Source organism: Streptomyces sp. NPDC055243 (assembly GCF_044544025.1).
In the GTDB taxonomy this organism is placed as follows: Bacteria; Actinomycetota; Actinomycetes; order Streptomycetales; family Streptomycetaceae; genus Streptomyces.
This window is the reverse complement of record NZ_JBITWR010000006.1, coordinates 200,306-225,109: the sequence shown is the minus strand read 5'-3', so window position 1 is coordinate 225,109 and position 24,804 is coordinate 200,306. Positions and strand designations below refer to the sequence as shown.

Annotated in this window: 18 protein-coding genes; 7 read left to right on the top strand and 11 right to left on the bottom strand. The window is 71.2% G+C overall.

The features are described 5' to 3' along the window. Positions 1-9 precede the first annotated feature (9 nt). From ACIGXX_RS19650 to ACIGXX_RS19620, 7 genes are all read right to left on the bottom strand, one after another. A complete protein-coding gene (locus tag ACIGXX_RS19650; protein ID WP_399977195.1) occupies positions 10-1,428 on the bottom strand; it encodes a S28 family serine protease in 1,419 nt (472 codons plus the stop codon). Between the two features lie 175 nt (positions 1,429-1,603). After that, entirely contained in the window at positions 1,604-1,999 is a 396-nt protein-coding gene (locus tag ACIGXX_RS19645) for a hypothetical protein (RefSeq protein WP_399977192.1), read from the bottom strand. Positions 2,000-2,117: 118 nt separating this feature from the next. Then, complete coding sequence (locus ACIGXX_RS19640) at positions 2,118-5,879, bottom strand: ABC transporter ATP-binding protein (protein ID WP_399977189.1); 3,762 nt, start codon at positions 5,877-5,879, stop codon at positions 2,118-2,120. Between the two features lie 101 nt (positions 5,880-5,980). Further along, on the bottom strand, positions 5,981-6,916 hold the full coding sequence (locus tag ACIGXX_RS19635; protein WP_399977186.1) for a serine hydrolase: 936 nt from the start codon (positions 6,914-6,916) through the stop codon (positions 5,981-5,983). Between the two features lie 273 nt (positions 6,917-7,189). Then, the gene (locus tag ACIGXX_RS19630) at positions 7,190-8,875 is read right to left on the bottom strand and encodes a thiamine pyrophosphate-binding protein (RefSeq protein WP_361474143.1); all 1,686 of its coding nucleotides are present in this window, start codon (positions 8,873-8,875) and stop codon (positions 7,190-7,192) included. Continuing rightward, positions 8,872-9,870 (bottom strand): agmatinase, encoded by a 999-nt coding sequence (gene speB / locus ACIGXX_RS19625; RefSeq protein WP_351164633.1) that lies wholly within the window; start codon positions 9,868-9,870, stop codon positions 8,872-8,874. Before speB ends, ACIGXX_RS19630 begins: the two co-directional genes overlap by 4 nt. Positions 9,871-9,958: 88 nt before the next feature. Beyond that, the gene (locus ACIGXX_RS19620; protein WP_351164634.1) at positions 9,959-11,425 is read right to left on the bottom strand and encodes a sodium:solute symporter; all 1,467 of its coding nucleotides are present in this window, start codon (positions 11,423-11,425) and stop codon (positions 9,959-9,961) included. 171 nt (positions 11,426-11,596) lie between these two features. On the opposite strand from ACIGXX_RS19620, the gene ACIGXX_RS19615 reads away from it, so the two are divergent. Further along, complete coding sequence (locus ACIGXX_RS19615; RefSeq protein ID WP_399977181.1) at positions 11,597-13,120, top strand: PucR family transcriptional regulator; 1,524 nt, start codon at positions 11,597-11,599, stop codon at positions 13,118-13,120. A 149-nt stretch (positions 13,121-13,269) separates the two neighbouring features. Then, on the top strand, positions 13,270-14,067 hold the full coding sequence (locus ACIGXX_RS19610; protein ID WP_351164636.1) for a phosphatase: 798 nt from the start codon (positions 13,270-13,272) through the stop codon (positions 14,065-14,067). Here ACIGXX_RS19610 and ACIGXX_RS19605 read toward each other — a convergent pair. From ACIGXX_RS19605 to ACIGXX_RS19590, 4 genes are all read right to left on the bottom strand, one after another. Then, positions 14,051-15,019, bottom strand: coding sequence for a cation diffusion facilitator family transporter (locus tag ACIGXX_RS19605; RefSeq protein ID WP_351164637.1), 969 nt, complete (start codon positions 15,017-15,019; stop codon positions 14,051-14,053). The genes ACIGXX_RS19610 and ACIGXX_RS19605 overlap by 17 nt on opposite strands. A 20-nt stretch (positions 15,020-15,039) precedes the next feature. Continuing rightward, positions 15,040-15,909, bottom strand: a complete 870-nt coding sequence (locus tag ACIGXX_RS19600) for an acyl-CoA thioesterase (protein WP_399977176.1) — start codon at positions 15,907-15,909, stop codon at positions 15,040-15,042. A gap of 42 nt (positions 15,910-15,951) precedes the next feature. Beyond that, the gene (locus ACIGXX_RS19595; RefSeq protein WP_160505158.1) at positions 15,952-17,109 is read right to left on the bottom strand and encodes an acyl-CoA dehydrogenase family protein; all 1,158 of its coding nucleotides are present in this window, start codon (positions 17,107-17,109) and stop codon (positions 15,952-15,954) included. Positions 17,110-17,226: 117 nt separating this feature from the next. Then, positions 17,227-17,817 (bottom strand): TetR/AcrR family transcriptional regulator, encoded by a 591-nt coding sequence (locus ACIGXX_RS19590; protein WP_399977173.1) that lies wholly within the window; start codon positions 17,815-17,817, stop codon positions 17,227-17,229. A gap of 87 nt (positions 17,818-17,904) precedes the next feature. Between ACIGXX_RS19590 and ACIGXX_RS19585 the strand changes: the two genes are divergently transcribed. From ACIGXX_RS19585 to ACIGXX_RS19565, 5 genes are all read left to right on the top strand, one after another. Then, entirely contained in the window at positions 17,905-19,521 is a 1,617-nt protein-coding gene (locus ACIGXX_RS19585) for a carboxyl transferase domain-containing protein (protein ID WP_351164641.1), read from the top strand. 32 nt (positions 19,522-19,553) lie between these two features. Beyond that, complete coding sequence (locus ACIGXX_RS19580) at positions 19,554-21,509, top strand: biotin carboxylase N-terminal domain-containing protein (RefSeq protein WP_399977168.1); 1,956 nt, start codon at positions 19,554-19,556, stop codon at positions 21,507-21,509. Between the two features lie 29 nt (positions 21,510-21,538). Next, positions 21,539-22,480 carry a hydroxymethylglutaryl-CoA lyase gene (locus ACIGXX_RS19575; protein WP_399977596.1) on the top strand — a complete coding sequence of 314 codons (942 nt, stop codon included), beginning with the start codon at positions 21,539-21,541 and terminating at the stop codon, positions 22,478-22,480. A 6-nt stretch (positions 22,481-22,486) separates the two neighbouring features. Then, a complete protein-coding gene (locus ACIGXX_RS19570; RefSeq protein ID WP_351164643.1) occupies positions 22,487-23,641 on the top strand; it encodes an acyl-CoA dehydrogenase family protein in 1,155 nt (384 codons plus the stop codon). A 123-nt stretch (positions 23,642-23,764) separates the two neighbouring features. Further along, entirely contained in the window at positions 23,765-24,802 is a 1,038-nt protein-coding gene (locus ACIGXX_RS19565) for an ABC transporter substrate-binding protein (protein WP_351164644.1), read from the top strand. The last annotated feature ends 2 nt before the right edge of the window (positions 24,803-24,804 follow it).

The following is a 24,804-nucleotide window of genomic DNA, read 5'->3' as shown; positions in this document are numbered from 1 at the left end:
GCAACGACCCTACGGACGCAGGGTCATCTGCTTCCGCTCGTCCTTGCGGTCGAGCTTCGCGTCGTACGGGGCCAGCGGCTTCGGGGACGCCGAGGTGGAGACCCCGGCCCACGCCTGGATCCGCTCCGTGGCCTTCGCCTTCTCCGCCGGGACGAGGCCCGCCACGTTCGCTCCGTGGTTGGCGCCCGGGGCGGTGAAGACGTGCGAGTCGTGCTTCGCGCCCCTGGCGGGACGGAAGGGCTCCGCACCCCACGGGTCGTTCTCGCCGTAGACGTACAGCATCCGGTGCGAGTTGTGCCGCACCCAGCGGTCCACGTCCTTCATGGCACCGGACTGGAACTTCATCGGGATCTCACGCGGCACGAAGTTCCGCGGCGGCTGGTAGCCGTAGCGGCTCAGGTCGCCGAGCCAGGGCTGCTTGATGTCGGGCGAGCCCAGCTGCGTACCGGCCTGGTAGTAGTACGGCGTGTACGGGGTGAGGCCCTGGTCCGTGTAGGAGGTCCAGCCGCCCACCGCGTCCACGTAGTCGAAGATCACCTGGTCGGACGCGGACTTGGCGTCCGGCACGTCGGCGCATGCGGACTCCGGCTGGTACTGCCAGAAGCCCCACACCAGGTCGAGGACGACGGCCTCGTACGCCTTGTCCAGGTTGCCGACCGTCTTGAAGGTGTAGCCGCCCGCCTCGGCGAACGCGGCGTACTTCTTCTCCAGCGGCTCGCGGCGCACGAGCGCCTCGCGCTGCACGGCCTCCAGCTTGGCGCGGCACTCCTTGGTGCCGACCGTCTCGAAGAACTCGTCGTAGCGCGAGTCCTCCTTGTTCACCACGTCGTTCGGGGCGACGTACGCGACGACGCCGTCCATGTCACGCGGGTAGAAGCGCTCGTAGTACGTGGCGGTCATGCCGCCCTTCGAGCCGCCGGTCGCCACCCACTTCTTGTCGTACATCGGCTTCAGTGCCTTGAAGATGCGGTGCTGGTCGCTCGCGGCCTGCCAGATGTCGAGCTTGGACCAGTCGGCCGGCTCGGGGCGGGACGGCGTGAAGAAGCGGTACTCCATGGAGACCTGATTGCCGTCGATGATCCGCGTCGGCTCGCTGCGGCTGGGGTTCGTCGAGACGCCGTAGCCGCTGGTGAAGAAGGCCGTGGGGCGGGCGGTGTCCTTGTGCAGCACCGTCAGGCGCTGCTTGAAGGTGCCCTTGGAGGGGTGCCGGTGGTCGATCGGCTGGGTGTAGTTGAGGACGAAGTAGCGGTAGCCGGTGTACGGCTTCTCCTCGATCAGGCTCATGCCCGGTATCGCGAGGAGCCGGTCCTTGATGTCGGTGGCCTGCGGCTTGGCGGCGGTGGCCGCCCCTGCCGCACTCACTGTGCCCGCGGTGCCTATGCCTATGAGCACCACGAGCGACAGCAGCCATCTGAGCGCCTTGCGCATGCACTCTCCCCTGAGTGGTTCACGGTTGCGTCCGCCGGAACTTATCGGAGCAACTCGCTCACCACTAGGGGCTCTTGCGTCACATCAGGCCGCAGTACGGAACAAAGAGGGCATTGCCCTCAGCCGGACCCACAAGTCGGACCCACAAGTCAGCACCCTGAGTCGGCACGCACGGTCAGCACAGGATCCAGCCCGAGCTGACGCTCCCCCCGCCGACCATCCCCTTCACCCACACGCACCGATGCCCCACGTGCACCGTCACCGGGCCCGCGCGATGCGTGTAGCGGCCCTTGTCCCTGGCCGGGCGGTTGCCCCGGGCCTGGACGCTGACCGACATCGTCTTGCGGGCGCCGGGGCGCTTGGCGATCGTGACGGCGCAGACATAGCTGCGCTTCTTGTAGATGACGACCTTGCCCGTGCTGAAGGAGAGCGTGCGCACCTTGTGCCCGGCGCAGCGTCCGGCCGAAGCCTGGGCCTGCGCCGCGCCGGCGCCCGCGACACCGAGCAGGACGGCAGCCGCAAGGACGGCGGCGCCGAGCGCGAGGCTCCGCCGTATTCGACCACTGCTCACCAGTTTCCCTCCCGACACTTCCGCATCAGCGTACTGATGTACGGACGCCGACCGTACGTCCGCCGGTTGCGCCGCCGCCCGGATTCGTTCGACGGGCCGGTCATCGGGCGTCCCCCGGCTACGCGGTCGACGGCTCGGCCTCCCCCACGAACGTCCGCCACAGCCGCGCGTACCGTCCGTCGAGCGCGAGCAGCTCCTCGTGCGTGCCGTCCTCCGCGACCCGGCCGTGGTCCATCAGGATCACGCGGTCCGCGCGGGCCGCCGTGGTCAGGCGGTGGGCGACCACCAGCGTGGTGCGCTTGCCCGCGATGCGGTCGGTGGCCTGGTTGACCTGCGCCTCCGTGGCGAGGTCGAGGGCCGCGGTGGCCTCGTCCAGGAGCAGGATGTCCGGGTCGACGAGCTCCGCGCGGGCCAGGGCGATCAGCTGGCGCTGTCCCGCGGAGAGGTTGCGGCCGCGCTCGGAGACCTCGTGGAGGTAGCCGCCGTCCAGGGTGGCGATCATGTCGTGCGCGCCGACCGCGCGGGCCGCGGCCTCCACCTCGGCGTCCGTGGCGTCGGGCCGCCCGTAGGCGATCGCGTCGCGCACCGTGCCCGCGAAGAGGTAGGCCTCCTGCGGGACGACACCGAGGCGGTGGCGGTACGAGGTGAGGTCCAGGGAGCGCAGGTCGGTGCCGTCGACGGTGACCCGGCCTCCGGTCGGGTCGTAGAACCGGGCGACGAGCTTGACCAGCGTCGACTTGCCCGCGCCGGTCTCGCCGACGAACGCGACGGTCTGGCCTGCGGGGATGCGCAGGCGCACGTCGCTGAGGGCCTCCTCGGGCTCGTCCTCGGAGCCGTACGCGAAGTCCACGTCCTCGAAGGCGATCTCTCCGCGCAGGGACAGGACGTCGAGCGGCTCGTCCGCGGCCTTCGTCGAGGTCGGCTCCTGGAGCAGTTCCTGGATGCGGCCGAGCGAGACGGTGGCCTGCTGGTAGCCGTCGAAGACCTGGGAGAGCTGCTGGACGGGCGCGAAGAACAGGTCGATGTAGAGGAGGTAGGCGACCAGGGCGCCGGTGGTCAGCGTCCCCGCCTCCACACGCCCCGCGCCGACCATCAGGACCGCGGCGGCCGCCACCGCCGAGAGCAGCTGCACGAAGGGGAAGTAGATGGAGATCAGCCACTGCCCGCGGATGCGGGCGCTGCGGTAGTCGGCGCTGGCCTGCGCGAACTTCCTTGCGCCCGAGCGCTCGCGCCGGAAGGCCTGCACGATGCGCAGCCCGGCGACCGACTCCTGGAGATCGGCGTTGACCACCGAGACGCGCTCGCGCGCCAGCTCGTACGCCTTGACGCTGGAGCGGCGGAAGAAGAACGTACCGATGATCAGCGGCGGCAGCGTCGCGAAGACGACGAGCGCGAGCTCCACGTCGATCACGACGAGCGCGACCATGATGCCGAAGAAGGTGACGACGGAGACGAAGGCGGTGACCAGGCCCGTCTGGAGGAAGGTGGACAGGGCGTCCACGTCGGTCGTCATCCGGGTCATGATGCGCCCGGTCAACTCCCGCTCGTAGTAGTCGAGTCCGAGCCGCTGGAGCTGGGCGAAGATCTTCAGGCGCAGCGAGTAGAGGACCCGCTCGCCCGTCCGTCCGGTCATCCGCGTCTCGCCGATCTGCGCCGTCCACTGGACGAGCACGGCGAGCAGCGCGAGCCCGGATGCCGCCCACACGGCGCCGAGCGCGAGCTGCGATACGCCCTCGTCGATGCCGTGCCGGATCAGCACCGGAAGCAGCAGACCCATGCCCGCGTCGATGGCGACCAGGAGCAGCGCCAGGAGCAGCGGCTTGCCGAATCCGGCGAGGAGACGGCGCAGGCCGTAGGACTCCTCCGTGGCGACCGCGCGCGCCTCGTCGACGCCGGGGGTGTCGGTGGCCGGGGGCAACGCGTCGACCTGGGCGAGGAGTTCGGGGGTCGCGGGCATCCCGGACATCGCGGTGTCCTTGGGCTCGCGGTCGCCGACCCAGAGCTGCGGGGTGATGCCGCGTTCGGCGTCGAACTCGGCGTCGAGCTCGGCGCGCAGGGAGGTGTCCTCGGGGAGCTCGACCGGGACCGTGCGGCCGGGCGAGACGCCGCCGAGCTCGTCCGGGTCGGTCAGCAGACGCCGGTAGAGGGGAGAGTTCTCCGTCAGCTCCTCGTGCGTGCCGATCGCGGCGAGCTTCCCGCCGTCGAGCACGGCGATGCGGTCGGCGAGGTTCAGGGTGGAGCGGCGGTGGGCGATGAGGAGGGTCGTGCGGCCCGCCATGACGCCGCGCAGGGCCTCGTGGATCTCGTGCTCGACGCGCGCGTCCACCGCCGACGTCGCGTCGTCGAGGACGAGCAGGCGCGGATCGGTGAGGATGGCGCGGGCGAGGGCGACGCGCTGGCGCTGGCCGCCGGAGAGGGTGAGGCCGTGCTCGCCGACGGTGGTGTCGTACCCGTCGGGCAGTTCGGAGATGAAGCGGTCGGCCTGGGCGGCGCGGGCCGCGGTCTCGATCTCCTCCTGGGTGGCGTCGGGCTTTCCGTACGCGATGTTGGCGCGGACGGTGTCGGAGAAGAGGAAGGAGTCCTCGGGCACGAGCCCTATCGCGGCCCGCAGCGAGTCGGTCGTCAGCTCGCGCACGTCGTGGCCGCCGACGAGGACGGCGCCGTGCGTCACGTCGTAGAAGCGGGGCAGCAGCAGCGAGACGGTGGACTTGCCGCTGCCCGAGGTGCCGACGACGGCGAGCGTCTCGCCGGGCCGGATCTCGAAGGAGAGCCCGTCAAGGACGGGGCGGCTGTCCTCGTACGCGAAGGAGACGTCGTCGAACTCGACGGTGGCCGGGGCGTCGGCGGGCAGTTCCTTGGTGCCGTCCTTCAGCGTCGGCTCGGTGTCGATGAGCTCCAGGACGCGCTCGGCGCCCGCGCGGGCCTGCTGGCCGACGGTGAGGACCATGGCGAGCATGCGCACGGGCCCGACGAGCTGGGCGAGATAGCTGGAGAAGGCGACGAACGTACCGAGCGTGATCTGCCCGCGCACCGCGAGCCAGCCGCCGAGCGCGAGCATCGCGACCTGCCCGAGCGCGGGCACGGCCTGGAGGGCGGGCGTGTACTTGGAGTTCAGCCGGATGGTGCGCATCCGCCCCGCGAAGAGCTTGCGCCCGACCTCCCTGAGCTTCCCGGTCTCCTGGTCCTCCTGGCCGAACCCCTTCACGACGCGTACGCCGGAGACGGAGCCGTCCACGACTCCGGCGACGGCGGCGGCCTGGGCCTGCGCGTACCAGGTGGAGGGGTGCAGGCGGCCCCGGCTGCGCTTGGCGATGAACCAGAGGGCGGGGGCGACGGCCAGCGCGACGAGGGTCAGCGGGATGGAGAGCCACGCCATGATCACGAGGGACATGACGAAGAGGAGGATGTTGCCGATGGTCATCGGCAACATGAAGAGCAGGCCCTGGATGAGCTGGAGGTCGCTGGTGGCGCGGCCGACGACCTGCCCGGTGGACAGCTCGTCCTGCCGCCGCCCGTCGAGCTTGGTGATCGTGCCGTACATCTCGGTCCGCAGGTCGTGCTGGACGTCGAGGGCGAGGCGTCCGCCGTAGTAGCGGCGGATGTAGGTGGAGACGTAGACGAGGAGGGCCGCGCCGATGAGGGCACCGACCCAGGGGCCCATGGACCGGCTCTTGTCCCCGATGACGTCGTCGATGATCACCTTGGTGATGAGCGGTACGAGCGCCATGACGGCCATGCCCGCGAGCGAGGACCCGAGGGCGAGCACGACGTCCTTCGGGTACCGCCACGCGTACCCGGTCAGCCGTTTCGCCCAGCCGGATTTCTCCGCCCCGGCCCCACCGGATTTCTCCGGCTCGGCCCCGCCCCGTTGCTCCGTCACGTGCTGCCTCCCGTCGACCTGACCTGCCGAGAGGCCCAACGCGGCGGGATGCGGATTTCATCCCGCCGCAACAAAGAGGGGTCTGAGGTCCTAGGACCCGGTCAGCTGCCGGGAACCGCGACGAACGCCTCACGCGGCGTGTCCGTCGGCGTGTAGCGCTGGGACGCGGCGGTCCTGGGCGTCAGGTCCTTGTGGACGGCCTTGGCCACGCCCTGGATGGTGGTGACGCCGTAGTTCATGGAGCTGTTGCCGTGGGTGAGCACGGAGATCGTGTAGTCGTGGCCGCCGCCCTTGAACGCGCCGATGCTGTGCACCCGCCAGCCGTGGGTCGAGCGCTGCAGCCAGCCGTTCTTGACGTGGATCTTGACGCCGGACGGCGCGCCCGCCGGGGTGCCCCAGCGCTGCGAGGAGACGACCTTGCCCATGAGCTTGAGGATGTAGGCGCGCGCGTTGTCGCTCAGGACGGAGTTCTTGGCGGTGATCAGGGCGAGGAGCTTCTGCTCGTCGGCCGCGTTGATCCGGGTCAGGCCCCAGTAGCCGCCGGAGCCCGGCACCGTCTTGGTCATCTTGGCGGCCCGGAGGAACCCGTTGATCTTTCCCGTGCCGAGCTGGCGCCAGAGCTTGCTGGTCGCCGCGTTGTCCGACCTGGTGATCATGGCGTACGCGAGGTCCGACTCGCGCTCCGACAGCTTCCGATCGGTCTTCTTCGCGTCCCACAGCAGCGCCGCGAGGACGGTCGTCTTGACGACGCTCGCCGAGTCGAACGACGTGGTCGATCGCAGGGTGCAGGTGGTCTTGGTGGTGCGGTCGTGCAGGCCGACCGCGACGGTGCCCTTGCGGTTCTTCAGCGCCGCCGTGATGTCCTTGGTCAGCTTGGCGGCCAGGCCGGCCTGCGCGGAGGTGCAGACGACCTGCGGCGCCGCCGCGGCGGCGGGCGTGGCGGTCGCGGCGGTGCCGAGCGGCACGAGCACTCCGGCGGCGAGACCCGCCGAGAGCACGCGGGCACGCCTGGATATCCCGGATACCGGGTGCGTCATGGAATTTCCCCATCCCCTTGGGTTCGTACAAACCCCTCGGGGCCCGTACGAGCGCGCCCCCCGGCGCACTCACCCCGCATGACTCACCGACCCCGGGCGAGGTTGTACGACTTTGGAACAGATGACCGATCCGTGACGAACCCGTAGCCAAATGATCACCTCGCGCCCGCACGCGGCGGAGTCCCGGCGTCACACCGCGAAGAGCGGGTGGTGCCGGGACTCCGCCGCGATCGGCGGCGGCTCAGATGTGCGTCGGGTCAGATGTGCGTCGGGTCAGATATGCGTCGGCTCGAACATGCGCAGCACCGCCGGGAGCACGACCACCGAGGGGCCGGGCTCCGCGAGCGCCTTCGCCAGGTCGTCGCGGAGGGTCTCCGGGGTCGTACGGACGCCCGGCACCCCGAAGGACTCCGCGAGCGCCACGAAGTCGGGGCGGGCCAGCTCCGTCGCGGTGGGTTCGCCGAACGCCTCGGACATGTACTCCCGGAGGATTCCGTACCCCCCGTCGTCCACGATCAGCCAGGTGACCGGCAGGCCGTGCTGCTTGGCCGAGGCCAGTTCCGCGATGGAGTACATCGCGCCGCCGTCGCCCGACACGGCGAGCACCGGCCTGGTCGGGTCGGCCGCCGCGGCGCCGATGGCGGCCGGGAAGCCGTACCCCAGGCCGCCCGCGCCCTGCGCCGAGTGCATCGTGTTCGGACGCCGCGCGTCGAAGGCGGACCAGGCCCAGTACGCGAGGATCGTCATGTCCCAGAAGGACGGCGAGGCGTCCGGCAGGGCCTCGCGCACCGACGCCAGGACCTGCTGCTCCAGGTCGAGCTCCTGGGCGGCGATGCGGTCCTTGACCTTGGCGAGCACCGTCCGCACCCGCTCGGGGGCCGACGGGTCCTCACGCGGGGCGTCGATCGTCTCCAGGAGCGCGGAGAGCGCCAGGCGCGCGTCCGCGTGGATGCCGAGCGCCGGGTGGTTGGACTCCAGCTTCCCGGCGTCCGCCTCGATCTGCACGACCCGGCCGCGCGGCTTGAACGTGTGGTAGTTCGAGGAGAGCTCGCCGAGGCCCGATCCGACCACCAGGAGGACGTCCGCGTCCTCCAGGAAGTCCGTGGTGTACCGGTCCTCCAGCCACGACTGGAGCGACAGCGGGTGCTCCCAGGGGAAGGCGCCCTTGCCGCCGAAGGTCGTCACGACAGGGGCGTTCACCAGCTCGGCGAGGGCCAGGAGCTTTCCGGAGGCATCCGAGCGCACGACTCCGCCGCCCGCGATGATCGCCGGGCGCTCGGCCCGGGACAGCAGGTCGGCCGCCACCGCGGTCAGCTCGGGACGCGGGACGACCTCGTCCGGGGTCGCGTCCATGGCCGTGACGACGGGCAGGGTCGTCTCCGCGAGCAGCACGTCCTGCGGGATCTCCACCCAGACCGGGCCGTGCGGGGCGGTGAGCGCCGACTCCCAGGCCGCCGCGATCGCGGAGGGGATCTGCGAGGCCGTGCGGACCGTGTGGACGGACTTCACGATGTCGCGGAAGGAGGCCTGCTGGTCGCGCAGCTCGTGGAGGTAGCCGTGCCGGCCGCCGCCGAGGCCCGCCACCGGGATCTGGCTGCCGATCGCGAGCACGGGCGACGAGCCGGCCGCCGCCTCCTGGAGCGCGGCGAGCGAGGTCAGCGCGCCGGGTCCGGTGGACAGGAGCAGCGGGGCCACCTCGCCGGTGATCCGGCCGTACGCGTCCGCCGCGAAGCCGGTGTTGTTCTCGACGCGAAGCCCGACGTACGACAGGGAAGAGCGGCGCAGCGCGTCGAACATGCCGAGCGCGTGCTGGCCGGGCAGGCCGAAGACCGTCGTCGCGCCGAGGCCCTGGAGGGTCTCGACGACGAGGTCGCCGCCGTTGCGCCCGGCGGGCGGGTTCAGGGCCGCTTCCTGCTGCGCGTCCGTGGGGCGCAGGACTACGTCGTGGTCGTGCGTCACTTGGCCGCGCTCCCCTCGGTGGTCCGGCGGGCCTCCGCGATCTGCCGGGACATGATCGTCGTCAGCTCGTACGCGGTGTGCGAGGCGGCGACGGCCGTGATCTCCGCGTGGTCGTAGGCGGGGGCGACCTCGACGACGTCCGCCGAGACGAGGTTGCAGGAGGAGAGTCCCCGCAGGATCTCCAGGAGCTCGCGCGACGTCATGCCGCCCGCCTCCGGGGTGCCGGTGCCGGGCGCGTGGGCCGGGTCCAGGCAGTCGATGTCGATGGAGATGTACAGCGGGCGGTCTCCGATGCGCTGGCGCAGCTGGTCGGCGACCTCGTCGGCGCCGCGGCGGTAGATGTCCGCCGAGGTGACGATGCCGAAGCCCATCTTCTCGTCGTCGGTGAGGTCCTTCTTGCCGTACAGCGGGCCGCGCGTGCCGACGTGGCTGAGCGCCTCGGTGTCGAGGATGCCCTCCTCGACGGCCCGGCGGAACGGCGTGCCGTGCGTGTACTCCGCGCCGAAGTACGTGTCCCAGGTGTCCAGGTGCGCGTCGAAGTGCAGCAGGGCGACCGGGCCGTGCTTCTTGGCGACCGAGCGGAGCAGCGGCAGCGCGATGGTGTGGTCGCCGCCGAGCGTCATCATGCGGGCGCCGGAGCCGAGGAGGTCGTCCGCGGCGGCCTCGATCGTCTCGACCGCCTCGTTGATGTTGAACGGGTTGGCGGCTATGTCGCCCGCGTCCGCGACCTGCGCGAGCGCGAAGGGGGATGCGTCCTGCGCCGGGTTGTACGGACGCAGCAGGCGCGAGGCCTCGCGGATCGCGTTGCCGCCGAAGCGTGCGCCGGGGCGGTACGAGACACCGGTGTCGAAGGGCACGCCGACCACGGCGATGTCCGTCTTGCCGCCCACCTCGTCGAGACGGGGCAGCCGGGCGTAGGTCGCCGGGCCCGCATACCGGGGAACGCGGGAGGAATCGACCGGGCCGCGGGGGGTCGGGGTCTCGGCGCTGCTCATGGTCGGTTTCCTCCTGCTGGTTACGAGTGCTGCGTTGCTGCTGGGACAAGTGTCGCGCGGCCCACCGGCAGTGGGCCGCGCGAGAGGGCTAGGCGGGCACCGGAGTCTCCGGCTCCGCCTCTTCGGCCCCCCGGCCCGCGAGCCGCTCGCGCCAGGCCGCGAGGACCTGTGCGTCGGTCGGCTTGGTGGCGAGGGAGACGACGACGTACACGGCGAGCGAGATCAGCAGGCCGTAGTAGACGGGCTCATTGGCGAGGATTCCGTACCCCCACATGAGCCCGATGACCGAGAGCCCGCCGGTGGCGACGGCCGCGAGCGCACCGGGCGCCGTGCCGCGCTTCCAGAGCAGCCCGCCGAGGATCGGCACGAGCAGCCCGGCGACGAGCAGGTTGTAGGCGACGGTGAGCGCCTGGACGACGTCGTTGAGGGCGATGGCGATGCAGACGACCGCGATGCCCATGATCAGGATGAAGAGGCGGTTGCCCTTCACCTCGTCGTGCTCCTCGCCCTCCCCCTTCGGGGAGACGGCGCCCCGCAGCCGCGACCAGATGTCGTTGTTGGCGACGGTCGCGCAGGCGATGAGCGCTCCGGAGGAGGTGGACATCACGGCGGCGAGCGCCGCGGCGAGCACCAGCCCTCGTACGCCCATGGGCAGTTCGTCCTTGACGATGGTCGCGAAGGCCGCGTCCGCGCTGGGCAGCTTCGGGTACATGACCTTGGCCGCGGTGCCGATGACAGCGCCCGCGACGGCGTACACCAGACAGTAGGTACCGGCGACGGTGCCGCCGTAGCGGGCGACCTTGTCGCTGCGCGCGGTGAAGACGCGCTGCCAGATGTCCTGCCCGATGAGCATGCCGAACGTATAGATCAGGACGTACGTGAAGATCGTCTCGCCGCCGATGCCCAGCGGGTCGAAGTACTCGGTGGGCAGCTTGGCCTTCATCTCGCTGAAGCCGCCGGCCTTGACGACCGCGATGGGCAGCAGCAGGAGCAGCACGCCGATGGTCTTCACCACGAACTGCACCATGTCGGTGAGCGTGATGGACCACATGCCGCCGAGCGTGGAGTACGCGACGACGATCGAGCCGCCCAGGATGATCGCGATCGTGCGGTTCATGTCGAACAGGACGTCGAAGATGGTGGCGTACGCGATGGTCGAGGTGACCGCGAGCATCAGGGTGTACGCCCACATGACGACCCCGGAGATGACGCCCGCGCGCCCGCCGTAGCGCAGGTCGAGCATCTCGGAGACGGTGTAGACCTTCAGGCGCGCGATGCGCGCCGAGAAGAAGACGCTCAGCGCGAGCAGGCCGAGGCCGATGGTGAAGACCATCCAGGCGCCGGAGAGCCCGTACTGGTAGCCGAGGCCGACGCCGCCGATGGTGGACGCGCCGCCGAGGACGATGGCGGCCATGGTCCCGGAGTACATCCACGGTCCGAGGCGGCGTCCGGCGACCAGGAACTCGCTCTTGGACTTGGCGCGGCGCATGCCCCACCAGCCCATCGCGAGCATGCCGGCGAGATAGACGACGATCACTGTGTAGTCGACGGCCATAGGGGGCCCTCCTTCGCGCACCTCGGTGGCGTGTCGTGCAGATGGGGGTGGTGGGGGGTGGCAACCAGCCGCGGGGACATCCGCCCGTACCCGCGGCCTGGGGTCGGCACGACCTTAGGTGGCCGGAAAGCAACGCTGAAGTGTACGTTTCATCCACTTCCCGTGATCGATATGGATGGAACATCCACCGTGCCGGACCCCGCCACCCCGTCAGCCCCCTCCGCGCCGCCCCCGACGCCGCCGGTCCCGCTCACCGCACTGCTTGCCCGGGAGGACCTGGGCCTGCGCCAGATCGCGGGCCCGGACGCCGCGGAGAGCGGGGCGGCCGTCCAGTGGGTGCACACCTCGGAGATGGCGGACCCGTACCCGTACCTCCTGGGCGGCGAGCTCCTGCTGACGGCGGGCGTGCACATCAGCGACCCGGTGGGCGCGGGCGTCTACCTGGACGACTACGTGGCGCGGATCGTCCAGGCGGGCGGCTCGGCCCTCGGCTTCGGCGTCGCGCCGGTGCACGACACGGTGCCGCGCGCCCTGGTGACGGCCTGCGACCGCTACGGCCTGCCGCTCCTGGAGGTGCCGCCGCGCACCACGTTCAGCGGGGTCGCCCGCGCGGTGTGGCAGCTGGTGGCCGAGGCCAGGCACGCCGAGCTGCGCCGCGTGACGGAGGCCCAGCAGGGCCTCGCCACGGCCGCCGCGCGCCCGGACCCGGTGCCCGCGGTCCTTCGCCAGCTGGCGGCGCGCCTGAGCGGCTGGGCGGTGCTCTACGCACCGGACGGCGCGGTGCTCCACACGGCGGGGGCCGATCCGGCGCCGGGCGCGCGGCAGGCGGTGCGCGGCCTCTCCGAAGTCGTCCGTCCGGCGGGGCGGCCCGGCCCGACGCCCGCCTCCGCCACCGACTCCGTGGGCGGCGCCCACCTCGCCGCGTACGCGCTGGGCGGCGGGCAGGGGTTCGCGCTCGGGGTCGCCGCCGAGCAGCGCGAACCGGGGGATCACACCATCACCGGGGTGGCCGTCGTGCTGCTCTCGCTCCTGACCGGGAAGCACCAGGGGGCCGCCGACTCCCTGCGGTCGGCGGCGCTCGTGCGGCTGCTCCTGGGCTCGGCGGTGGGCGATGTCGCGCTCCTTCTAGGGGGCGAGGAGTGGACCGTGGTGCACGCGCGCGGGGAGGCCGGAAACGACCCGGTGGCCCACTCGGTCGCGGCCTCCGCGCTGGCCGCCGCGCTGGGCAGCGGCCTGGTCGACGCGGACGCGGGGCAGGACCTCGTACGGCTGCTGCTCCCCGCCGACCGCGAGCTCACCGGGCAGCCGGGCTGGACCCTCGGCGTCTCCGCCCCCGCCGCCCCCCGCGACCTGCCCGCCGCCGACGCGCAGGCGGACCGCGCCCTGCGCCGCGCCGAGGCCACCCGCGCGCCGCTCGTCCGGCACCGCGAGGCGGGCATCGCCGCGCTGGTGGCGCCCGCCGAGGCCGCGGCCCACGCGCGCGTGCTGCTCGCCCCGCTCGGCGGCGGCCAGGCGCTCACGGAGACCCTGCGCACCTGGCTCTCCCTGCACGGCAGCTGGGACCGCACGGCAACGGCCCTGGGGGTGCACCGCAACACGGTCCGGCAGCGCATCGCCCGGTGCGCGACGCTGCTGGGGGCGGACTTGGACGACCCGGACGTACGGATGGAGCTGTGGTTCGCACTGGGCCGATGAGGGCGCCCTGAAGGGGCCGCGGGGAACCGCGCGCCAAGCCACAGGCGGCCCGCGGACAGGAAGAACCCACCCCCGCTCAAGCCAAACGCAGTGCAGCTCACAGTCCAGGCTTCGGGACTGCCCGCCACCAGCCGGTCACCGACGGCAGAATGGACACCATGCCGATACCCAGCCGTGCCGCGCTCGTCGACCACCTAGTCCGCTCCCGCATCGCGGGCGATGTCGCCACGCCCCGCGAGAACAACCTCAGCCATTACCGGAAGCTCGCGAACGGCGACCGCCACTACTGGCTCGGCCTTGAGCTCGGTGACCGCTGGACGGACGAGCAGGACGTCCTCGCGGTGATGGCCGAGCGGTGCGGCGTGATCGACGACGCCGAGTTCCGGCACGGGCAGGACACCATCGACCCGGAGCTGACGGTCGACGCCCTGGAGCGGATGGCGGCCCGCCTTCGCAAGGCCGCGGCCGGCAAGGAGAGGGTCCTTTTCGCCACCGGCCACCCCGGAGGCCTGCTGGACGTGCACCGCGCGACGGCCGCCGCCCTGCGCTCGGCGGGCTGCGAGATCGTCGTCATCCCCGAGGGCCTCACCGCCGACGAGGGCATGGTCTTCCAGTTCGCGGACGTGGCGATGCTGGAGCGCGGCGCGACCCTGTGGCACACCCACTCCCCCGAGCCGATGAACGCGATCCTGGACGGCCTGGAGCGCGAGGGGCGCCCGCTGCCGGACCTGGTCGTCGCCGACCACGGCTGGGCCGGACGGGCGGGCCAGCGCGGCATCGACTCCGTCGGGTACGCGGACTGCAACGACCCGGCGCTGTTCATCGGTGAGGCCGAGGGCACCGTCCAGGTGACGGTCCCGATGGACGACCACGTCACGAGCCCGCGCTTCTACGACCCGATGACGGCCTACCTGCTGGACGCCGCGGGCCTCACGGCCACGGATTGAGCCCTTCCGTACGTTGCTGGGAGTAGCCCGGCGTGGGGTCCAGATAGACCCGTCGTACGCCGGGGAACCGCTCCCGCAGCCGCCGCTCGGCCTGTTCGCAGGCCCACTCGATCTGCGCCGCCGTGGAGGCGTCGCGGAAGTCGACCTTGGCGGCGACCATCGCCTCCTGCGGCCCCTGGAGCAGCGTCGTCAGTTCGAGCACGGCCTCGACGTGCTCGGAGGCGAGGAGCACCTCGCGGATCTCCTTGCGCATCGGCTTCGGCAGCGGGCGCCCGATGAGGAGCTGCGCGTTGCTGCGGCCGAGCACCCAGGCGACGTAGAGCAGCAGCGCGCCGATGCAGAGCGAGGCCGCGCCGTCCCACGCGCCCGACCCGGTGAGCTGCCCGCCGAGCAGTCCGCCCGCGGCGAGCACGAGGCCGGCGAGGGCGGCGGAGTCCTCCAGGACGACGGCCTTCACGGCGGTGTCGGGCGTGTAGCGCAGATAGCGCCCGAAGGACGCCCCGAAGCGCTCCGCCTCACCGCGTGCCTGTTTGACGCCGGTGCGCAGCGAATAGCCCTCCAGGAGGAAGGCGACGGCGAGCACGATGTACGAGACGAGCGGGTCGCCGAGCTCCTCGCCCGCCACCAGGGTGTGGATGCCGTCGTAGATCGAGAAGACGGCGCCGCCGACGAAGGTGGCGACGGCCGCGAGCATCGCCCAGATGTAGCGCTCGGGGCCGTAGCCCAGCGGATGGTCCTCGTCGGCGGGTTTCTCGCTCCGCTTCAGGGCGGTGAGGAGCAGCAGTTCGGTGACGGTGTCGGCCAGGGAGTGCGCCGCTTCGGAGAGCATCGCGCTCGACCCGCTGATGACACCGGCGACGGCCTTGGCGACGGCGATCCCGAGGTTGGCGACGGCGGCGACGATGACGGTGAAGGTGCTCTCGCCGCCGCCCTCTGACGGTTGCTCACTCATGTATCGGACGGTATGTCCGATCAGCGGGGAACGCGAACGACGCCTTCCTGGATGACCGTCACCGCGAGCTGCCCGTCCTGCGTCCAGATCCGCGCCTGGCCCAGGCCCCGCCCGCCGGACGCGGAGGGCGACTCCTGGTCGTACAGGAGCCATTCGTCGGCCCTGAAGGGGCGGTGGAACCACATCGCGTGGTCGAGCGACGCGCCGACGACGTCGCCGACCGCCCAGCCGCCCCTGCCGTGCGCGAGCAGCACCGAGTCGAGCAGCGTCATGTCGGAGACGTACGTGGCGAGGCAGACGTGCAGCAGGGAGGCGTCGATGCCGCCGTCGAGCTTGCCGTTCGTGCGGAACCACACCTGCGAGCGCGGCTCGCGCGGCTGTCCGACGCTGGCCCAGGGCGGTGCGTCCACGTAGCGCAGGTCGACGGCCGCGCGGGCCTCGATCAGGCGCTCGGCGACGTGGGCCGGCAGATGGCGGGGCAGCATCTCGGCGGCGGTCGGCAGTGTCTCCGGGTCCGGCGCGGACGGCATGCCCGTCTGGTGCTCCAGGCCCTCCTCATGCGTCTGGAAGGACGCGGAGAGGTGGAATATCGGCTGCCCGTGCTGGACGGCGACGACCCTGCGGGTGGTGAACGAGCGGCCGTCGCGGATGCGGTCGACGGTGTAGACGATCGGCGCGCCCGGGTCCCCCGCACGCAGGAAGTACGCGTGCAGGGAGTGGGCGGGCCTCTCGACGGGGACCGTGCGTCCTGCCGCCACCAGCGCCTGGGCGGCCACCTGGCCGCCGAAGACGCGCGGGACGATCGCCGACCGGCTCACGCCCCGGAATATGTCCTCCTCGATCTGCTCGAGGTCGAGCAGATCGAGGAGCGACTCAAGTGCCTTGTTCATGAATCCAGTTCTACAGGGCGGTTTTCACAGGCCCGTGTTCTTCTACAGGCCCATGTTCTTGGCGATGATCATCTTCATGACCTCGCTGGTGCCGCCGTAGATGCGGTTGACGCGGTTGTCCGCGTACAGGCGGGCGATGGGGTACTCGTTCATGAAGCCGTAGCCGCCGTGCAGCTGGAGGCACTTGTCGATGACGCGGTGCGCGACCTCGGTGTTGAACAGCTTCGCGGAGGCGGCCTCGGCCGCGGTCAGCTCGCCCGCGTCCAGGGCCTCCAGGGCGCGGTCGGCGACGGCCTCGGCGGCGTCCACCTCGGCCTGGCAGGCGGCGAGCTCGAACTTGGTGTTCTGGAAGGAGGCGACCGTCTTGCCGAAGACCGTGCGGTCCTGGACGTACTCCTTGGCGAACCGGACGGCGGCCTTGGCCTGCGCGTAGGCGCCGTAGGCGATGCCCCAGCGCTCGGAGGGCAGGTTGCTGCCGAGGTAGTAGAAGCCCTTGTTCTCCTCGCCGAGGAGGTCCTCGACGGGGACCTTGACGTCGACGAACGCCAGCTCGGCGGTGTCGGAGGTCTTCAGGCCGAGCTTGTCGAGCTTGCGGCCGATGGAGTAGCCCTCGGACTTGGTGTCCACGGCGAAGAGGGAGATGCCGAAGCGGCGGTCCTCGGCGGTGGGCGCGGAGGTGCGCGCGCAGACGATCACGCGGTCGGCGTGCACACCGCCGGTGATGAAGGTCTTGGAGCCGTTGAGGACGTAGTGCGTGCCGTCCTCGGAGAGCTTGGCCGTGGTCTTCATGCCCGCGAGGTCGGAGCCGGTGCCCGGCTCGGTCATCGCCAGGGCCCACATCTCCTCGGCGGAGACGAACTTCTCGAGGTAGCGCTTCTTCTGCTCGTCGGTGCCGAGCGCCTTGATGTACGGCAGGGCGAGCAGCACGTGCACGCCGGAGCCGCCGAAGGTGACGCCCGCACGGGCCGTCTCCTCGTACTGGATGGCCTCGAACTTGTGCGACTCGATGCCCGCGCCGCCGAACTCCTCGGGGACGCTGATCCCGAAGAGACCGAGCTCGGCGAGCTTGTAGTAGAACTCGCGCGGCACCTGACCCGCGGCGAACCACTCCTCGTGGACCGGGACGACCTCGGCCTCGATGAAGGCGCGCAGGGTCTCCCGGAACGCCTCGTGGTCCTCATTGAAAACGGTACGGCGCACGGAGAACTCCTTCGATACGGCACCAAGCTCGGCCAAGCGCACACGACTAAGCGCTTGCTCAGATAGACGTTACCCGTCGGTCACCGGACCGTCCAGAGAGAAGCCCTGTCGCTCCCGTCACGCTACGGCCGCGGCGAACGCCCCGCGCGCGAGGCTGTGCAGCAGCTGCGCCATGGCCGTGCGACTGGGCAGCGCGTCGCGGCGGCTCAGGTGCGGCGTGGAGTTGAGCAGCCCGAAGACCGCGTGCACGGACACCCGGGCCGCGTTCTCGGCGAGGTCCGGATAGACCTTGCGCACCACGTCGACCCAGATCTCCACGTACTGCCGCTGGAGCTGGCGGACCAGCTTGCGGTCGGTGTCCCGCAGCCGGTCGAGCTCGCGGTCGTGCAGCGTGATCAGGGAGCGGTCGTCCAGGGCGAAGTCGATGTGCCCCGCGATGAGCGAGTCGAGCACCTGCTCCGGCGACCCGTTCTCGTCGGCCACACAGCGTTTGCCGCCGGTCAGGAGCTGCCCGCTGATGCCGACGAGCAGCTCGGCGAGCATCGCGTCCTTGCCGGGGAAGTGGCGGTAGAGGCCGGGGCCGCTGATGCCGACCGCCGCCCCTATCTCGTCCACTCCGACTCCGTGGAAGCCGCGCTCGGCGAAGAGCCGCGCGGCTTCTCTGAGGATCTGCTCGCGACGGGTGGGGGCGTCGGTTCTGGTGGCCATGGAATCAATTCTAGACAGGGCGGTTAGCGCTCGTTAACCTGATGGGAATGCGTTAACGCTCATTAACCGAGCAAGGGGGCTCGACTGATGCTGCAGGCACCAGTGCTGGCGAGCGCGGCTGATCCCGCGTCCGAAGCATGGCGGACGAACGAGGCGGCGCACACCGCCCTCGTCGACGAGCTGCGGGCCAAGCTCGCGGCGGCCAGGCTCGGCGGCGGCGAGCGGGCCCGCGCCCGCCATGTCTCCCGCGGCAAGCTGCTGCCCCGCGACCGGGTGGACGCCCTGCTCGACCCCGGCTCGCCCTTCCTTGAGCTGGCACCGCTCGCGGCGGACGGGTTGTACGGCGGGGACGCCCCGGCGGCCGGAGTCATCGCCGGCATCGGCCGGGTCTCCGGGCGCACGTGCGTGATCGTCGCCAACGACGCCACCGTCAAGGGCGGGACGTACTACCCGATGACGGTGAAGAAGCACCTGCGCGCCCAGGAGGTCGCGCTGGAGAACCGCCTGCCCTGCCTGTATCTGGTGGACTCGGGCGGCGCCTTCCTGCCCATGCAGGACGACGTCTTCCCGGACCGCGAGCACTTCGGGCGGATCTTCTACAACCAGGCGCGGATGTCCGGTGCGGGCGTCCCGCAGATCGCGGCCGTGCTCGGCTCGTGCACGGCAGGCGGGGCGTACGTCCCCGCGATGAGCGACGAGGCCGTCATCGTCCGCAATCAGGGCACGATCTTCCTCGGCGGCCCGCCCCTGGTGAAGGCCGCGACCGGCGAGGTCGTGACGGCCGAGGAGCTGGGCGGCGGCGAGGTCCACTCCCGGGTCTCCGGGGTGACGGACCACCTCGCGGAGGACGACGCGCACGCGCTGCGGATCGTGCGGACGATCGTCTCCACGCTCCCCGGGCGCGGTGAACTCCCCTGGTCCGTCCGCCCGGTCGAGGAGCCGAAGGTCGATCCGCTCGGGCTCTATGGAGCGGTGCCGACGGACTCCCGCACCCCGTACGACGTCCGCGAGGTCATCGCGCGCGTGGTCGACGGCTCGCGCTTCGCCGAGTTCAAGCAGGAGTACGGCCAGACGCTCATCACGGGCTTCGCCCACATCCACGGCCACCCGGTCGGCATCATCGCGAACAACGGCATCCTGTTCTCCGAGTCCGCCCAGAAGGGCGCCCACTTCATCGAGCTGTGCGACCAGCGCGGCATCCCCCTCGTCTTCCTGCAGAACATCTCCGGCTTCATGGTCGGCCGGGACTACGAGGCGGGCGGCATCGCCAAGCACGGCGCCAAGATGGTGACGGCCGTGGCCTGCACCCGCGTGCCGAAGCTGACGGTCGTGATCGGCGGTTCGTACGGCGCGGGGAACTACTCGATGTGCGGCCGTGCCTACTCCCCCCGCTTCCTGTGGATGTGGCCGAACGCCAAGATCTCCGTGATGGGCGGCGAGCAGGCCGCGTCGGTCCTCGCGACCGTCAAGCGCGACCAGTTGGAGTCGCGCGGCGAAGAGTGGTCGGCGCAGGACGAGGAGGCGTTCAAGGCCCCGGTCCGCGCCCAGTACGAAGAGCAGGGCAACGCCTATTACGCCACCGCGCGGCTGTGGGACGACGGCGTGATCGACCCCATGGAGACCCGGCAGGTCCTCGGCCTCGCCCTGACCGCGTGCGCCGAGGCCCCGCTGGGCGAGCCCGGCTTCGGCGTCTTCCGGATGTGAGGGCGGCCATGACTGATTCCAGGAGAGGGACGATGTTCGACACGGTGCTGGTCGCCAACAGGGGCGAGATCGCGGTCCGCGTCATCCGGACGCTGCGGGCGCTCGGCGTGCGCTCGGTCGCCGTCTTCAGCGACGCGGACGCGGACGCCCGGCACGTGCGGGAGGCGGACACCGCCGTGCGCCTAGGTCCGGCCCCGGCGTCCGAGAGCTATCTCTCGGCCGAGCGGCTGCTCGAAGCGGCGGCCCGCAGCGGCGCCCAGGCCGTCCACCCGGGGTACGGCTTCCTCGCGGAGAACGCCGAGTTCGCGCGGGCGTGCACGGAGGCCGGTCTGGTCTTCATCGGGCCGCCCGCCTCGGCGATCGACCTGATGGGCGACAAGATCCGCGCCAAGGAGACGGTCGCGGCGGCCGGGGTCCCGGTGGTCCCCGGCTCCTCGGGCAGCGGCCTGACCGATGCCCAACTGGCCGACGCGGCACGTGAGATCGGCATGCCGGTGCTGCTCAAGCCCTCCGCGGGCGGCGGCGGCAAGGGCATGCGCCTGGTGCGGGACGCCTCGCTGCTCGCGGACGAGATCGCCGCCGCGCGGCGCGAGGCGCGGTCCTCCTTCGGTGACGACACGCTCCTGGTGGAGCGGTGGATCGACCGCCCCCGGCACATCGAGATCCAGGTCCTCGCGGACGGTCACGGCCATGTGATCCACCTCGGCGAGCGCGAGTGCTCGCTCCAGCGCCGCCACCAGAAGATCATCGAAGAGGCCCCGAGCGTCCTGCTCGACGAGGCCACGCGCGCGTCGATGGGCGAGGCGGCGGTCCAGGCGGCCCGCTCCTGCGGGTACGCGGGCGCGGGCACGGTGGAGTTCATCGTGCCGGGCAAGGACCCCGCGTCGTACTACTTCATGGAGATGAACACCCGCCTCCAGGTGGAACACCCGGTGACGGAGCTGATCACCGGCATCGACCTGGTGGAGTGGCAGCTGCGGGTCGCCGCCGGCGAGGAACTCCCCTGCGGCCAGGACGACATCACGCTCACCGGCCACGCGATCGAGGCCCGCATCTGCGCCGAGGACCCTTCACGCGGTTTCCTGCCGTCCGGCGGGACCGTCCTCGCGCTGCACGAACCGCAGGGCGACGGCGTGCGGACCGACTCCGGGCTGAGCCGGGGCACCGAGGTCGGGAGCCTGTACGACCCGATGCTGTCCAAGGTCATCGCGTACGGCCCGGACCGCCCGACCGCCCTGCGCAAGCTGCGGGCCGCCCTCGCGGAGACGGTCACGCTGGGCGTGCCGACCAACGCGGGATTCCTGCGGCGGCTCCTCGCCCACCCGGCGGTGGTCTCCGGGGAGTTGGACACGGGCCTCGTCGAGCGCGAGGCGGAGGGCCTGGTCCCCGAGGGAGTGCCCGACGAGGTGTACGAAGCGGCGGCCGCCGTGCGCAACGCCGCCCTCGAACCCACCGGTGACGGCTGGCGGGACCCGTTCTCGGTGCCGAAGGGCTGGCGCCTTGGCGGCATCCCGGCCCCGCTGACGCACCAACTCCGCGTGCCGGGACACGAACCCGTCGCGCACGTCGCGGGCGAGGGCCCCCGCACGGTGGAGCCCGGCCGCGTCACGGTCCACGTGGACGGCCTCACCCACACGTTCCACCGCGCCGCCGACTGGCTCGGCAGGGACGGCGACGCCTGGCACGTCCAGGACCACGACCCCGTGGAGGCGAGCCTCACCGGAGCCGCCCACGGTGGGGCCGACGCGCTGACCGCCCCGATGCCCGGGACGGTCACGGTCGTCAAGGTGTCCACCGGCGACCGGGTGGCCCAGGGGCAGAGCCTCCTCGTGGTGGAGGCCATGAAGATGGAGCACGTCATCTCCGCCCCGCACGCGGGCACCGTCAGCGAACTCGACGTCACACCGGGCGCGACCGTCGCCATGGACCAGATCCTGGCCGTGGTGATCCCGGACGAGGCGGACACGACGGAGGAGGACCAGAAGTGACCACCGACGCACGGCCCGGCGGCCTCCCCATGGCCGTCCCCGCCCAGGACCTCCCGCCCCGCGTCCGCATCCACGAGGTGGGCGCACGGGACGGCCTGCAGAACGAGAAGGCGGTCGTCCCCACGGAGATCAAGGCGGAGTTCATCCACCGCCTGGCCGCCGCGGGCCTCACCACCGTCGAGGCGACCAGCTTCGTGCACCCCAAGTGGGTGCCCCAACTGGCGGACTCCGAGCGTCTTTTCCCGCTCGTGCGCGACCTCGCGCAGGGCGGCGAGGTGAAGCTCCCGGTCCTGGTGCCGAACGACCGGGGCCTGGACCGCGCCCTGGCGCTCGGCGCCCGCGGCGTCGCCGTCTTCGTCAGCGCCACGGAGTCCTTCGCCAAGGCCAACCTCAACCGCACGATGGACGAGGCGCTCGCGATGTCGGAGCCGGTCGTGGCCCGCGCCCGCGAGCAGAAGGTGCACGTGCGGGGGTACGTCTCCATGTGCTTCGGCGACCCGTGGGAGGGCGCCGTGCCCATCGCCCAGGTCGTCCGCACCGCGAAGGCCCTCCTGGACATGGGCTGCGACGAGCTGAGCCTCGGCGACACCATCGGCGTGGCCACACCGGGCCATGTGCTGGCCCTGCTCGCCGGGTTGAACGAAGCGGGCGTGCCCACGGACCGCATCGGCGTGCACTTCCACGACACGTACGGCCAGGCGCTCGCCAACACCCTCGCCGCCCTGCAGCACGGCGTGAGCACGGTCGACGCGTCGGCGGGCGGCCTCGGCGGCTGTCCGTACGCGAAGAGCGCCACCGGCAATCTGGCCACCGAAGACCTCGTATGGATGCTCGACGGCCTCGGCATCGAGACCGGCGTCGATCTCGGCCGCCTCACCGCCACCAGCGCGTGGATGGCCGAACAACTGGGCCGACCCAGCCCGTCCCGCACCGTCCGTGCCCTGACCGGCACCTCCCACCAGGAGCAGTGAAGAACGATGGACCACCGTCTGTCCCCCGAGCACGAGGAACTCCGCCGCACGGTCGAGGAGTTCGCGCACGACGTGGTCGCCCCGAAGATCGGCGACCTGTACGAACGCCACGAATTCCCGTACGAGATCGTGCGCGAGATGGGCCGCATGGGCCTGTTCGGCCTGCCCTTCCCCGAGGAGTACGGCGGCATGGGCGGCGACTATCTCGCCCTCGGCATCGCGCTCGAGGAGCTGGCGCGGGTCGACTCCTCGGTGGCGATCACCCTGGAGGCGGGCGTCTCGCTCGGCGCCATGCCGATCCACCTCTTCGGCACGGACGAGCAGAAGCAGGAGTGGCTGCCCCGGCTCTGCTCCGGTGAACTCCTGGGCGCCTTCGGCCTGACCGAGCCGGACGGCGGCTCGGACGCGGGCGGCACGCGCACGACCGCGGTGCGGGACGGCGACGAGTGGGTGATCAACGGCTCCAAGTGCTTCATCACCAACTCCGGCACGGACATCACGGGCCTGGTCACGGTCACCGCCGTCACCGGCCGCAAGGCGGACGGCCGTCCGCTGATCTCCTCGATCATCGTGCCGTCCGGCACCCCGGGCTTCACGGTCGCGGCACCGTACTCGAAGGTCGGCTGGAACGCGTCGGACACCCGCGAGCTGGCCTTCTCGGACGTGCGGGTCCCGGTGGCCAACCTGCTGGGCGAAGAGGGGCGTGGATACGCCCAGTTCCTGCGCATCCTGGACGAGGGCCGGGTCGCGATCTCCGCGCTGGCGACGGGCCTCGCGCAGGGCTGCGTCGACGAGTCCGTGAAGTACGCCAAGGAGCGGCACGCCTTCGGGAAGCCGATCGGGGCGAACCAAGCGATCCAGTTCAAGATCGCCGACATGGAGATGCGGGCGCACATGGCCCGGGTCGGCTGGCGGGACGCGGCGTCGCGCCTGGTCGGCGGGGAGTCCTTCAAGAAGGAGGCGGCGATCGCGAAGCTCTACTCCTCCACGGTCGCCGTCGACAACGCCCGCGAGGCCACCCAGATCCACGGCGGGTACGGCTTCATGAACGAGTACCCCGTGGCCCGGATGTGGCGGGACTCCAAGATCCTGGAGATCGGCGAGGGCACCAGCGAGGTGCAGCGGATGCTGATCGCACGGGAGCTGGGGTTCGCGGGATAACCACGCCCGCACCGGGGAAGGCGACCGCGGGAGCCGCTGGACACCAGCTTAGGTTAGGTTAACCTAAGCGCTAGTTCCGGCCAGTGGCCCCGCCGCCGTCCTCACGAAAGCAGAGACCCTCATATGTCCCACCCCCGCTTCCCCCAGCCCTCCCGCCGCGGCATCCTCGCCGCCGGTGGAGCCCTCGGCCTCACGGCCATGCTGGCAGCCTGCGGCGACGACAAGAAGGACGGCTCGGGCGCGGCGGACTCCGGCGACTCCGGCCCCTGGAGCTTCAAGGACGACCGCGGCACGACCGCCAAGGCCAAGGGCACCCCGAAGAACATCGTCGCCTTCACCGGCGTCGCCGCCGCGCTCTTCGACTACGGCATCGAGGTCAAGGGCGTCTTCGGCCCGACGAAGACCAAGGACGGCAAGGCGGACGTCCAGGCCGGCGACATGGACATCAGCAAGCTGACGATCCTCGGCAACGAGTGGGGCAAGTTCAACATCGAGAAGTACGCGGGCCTCGCCCCCGACCTCCTCGTCTCCACGATGTTCGACGACGCGGGCACCCTGTGGTCCGTCCCCGAGGAGAGCAAGGACAAGATCCTCAAGCTCGCCCCGAGCGCCGGCATCAGCGTCTACGACCGCCAGATGACCCAGCCCCTCCAGCGCCTCCTCGCGCTCGCCGAGTCGCTCGGCGCCGACGTGAAGGCCGAGAAGGTCGTCAAGGCGAAGAAGCGCTTCGAGGCCGCCGCCGAGCGACTGCGCAAGGTCGCCAAGGCGAACAAGGACATCAAGGTCCTCGTCGGCTCGGCCAGCCAGGACATCTTCTACGTCTCCGGGACGAACCTCTCCGCCGACCTGGAGTACTTCAAGTCCCTCGGCGTGAACTTCGTCGAGCCGTCCGAGAGCGCCAAGAAGGCGAGCGGCGGCTGGTTCGAGAACCTGAGCTGGGAGAACGTCAACAAGCACGCCGCGGACGTGATCATGATGGACAACCGCACCGCCACCATCCAGCCCGCGGACATCGAGAAGCCGACCTGGGCGAAGCTCCCCGCGGTCAAGGCCGGTCAGGTCATCCCGCGCGTCACCGAGCCCATCTACTCGTACGACAAGTGCGCCCCGATCCTCGAGGACCTCGCCGACGCGATCGAGAAGGCCAAGAAGGTCAGCTGACC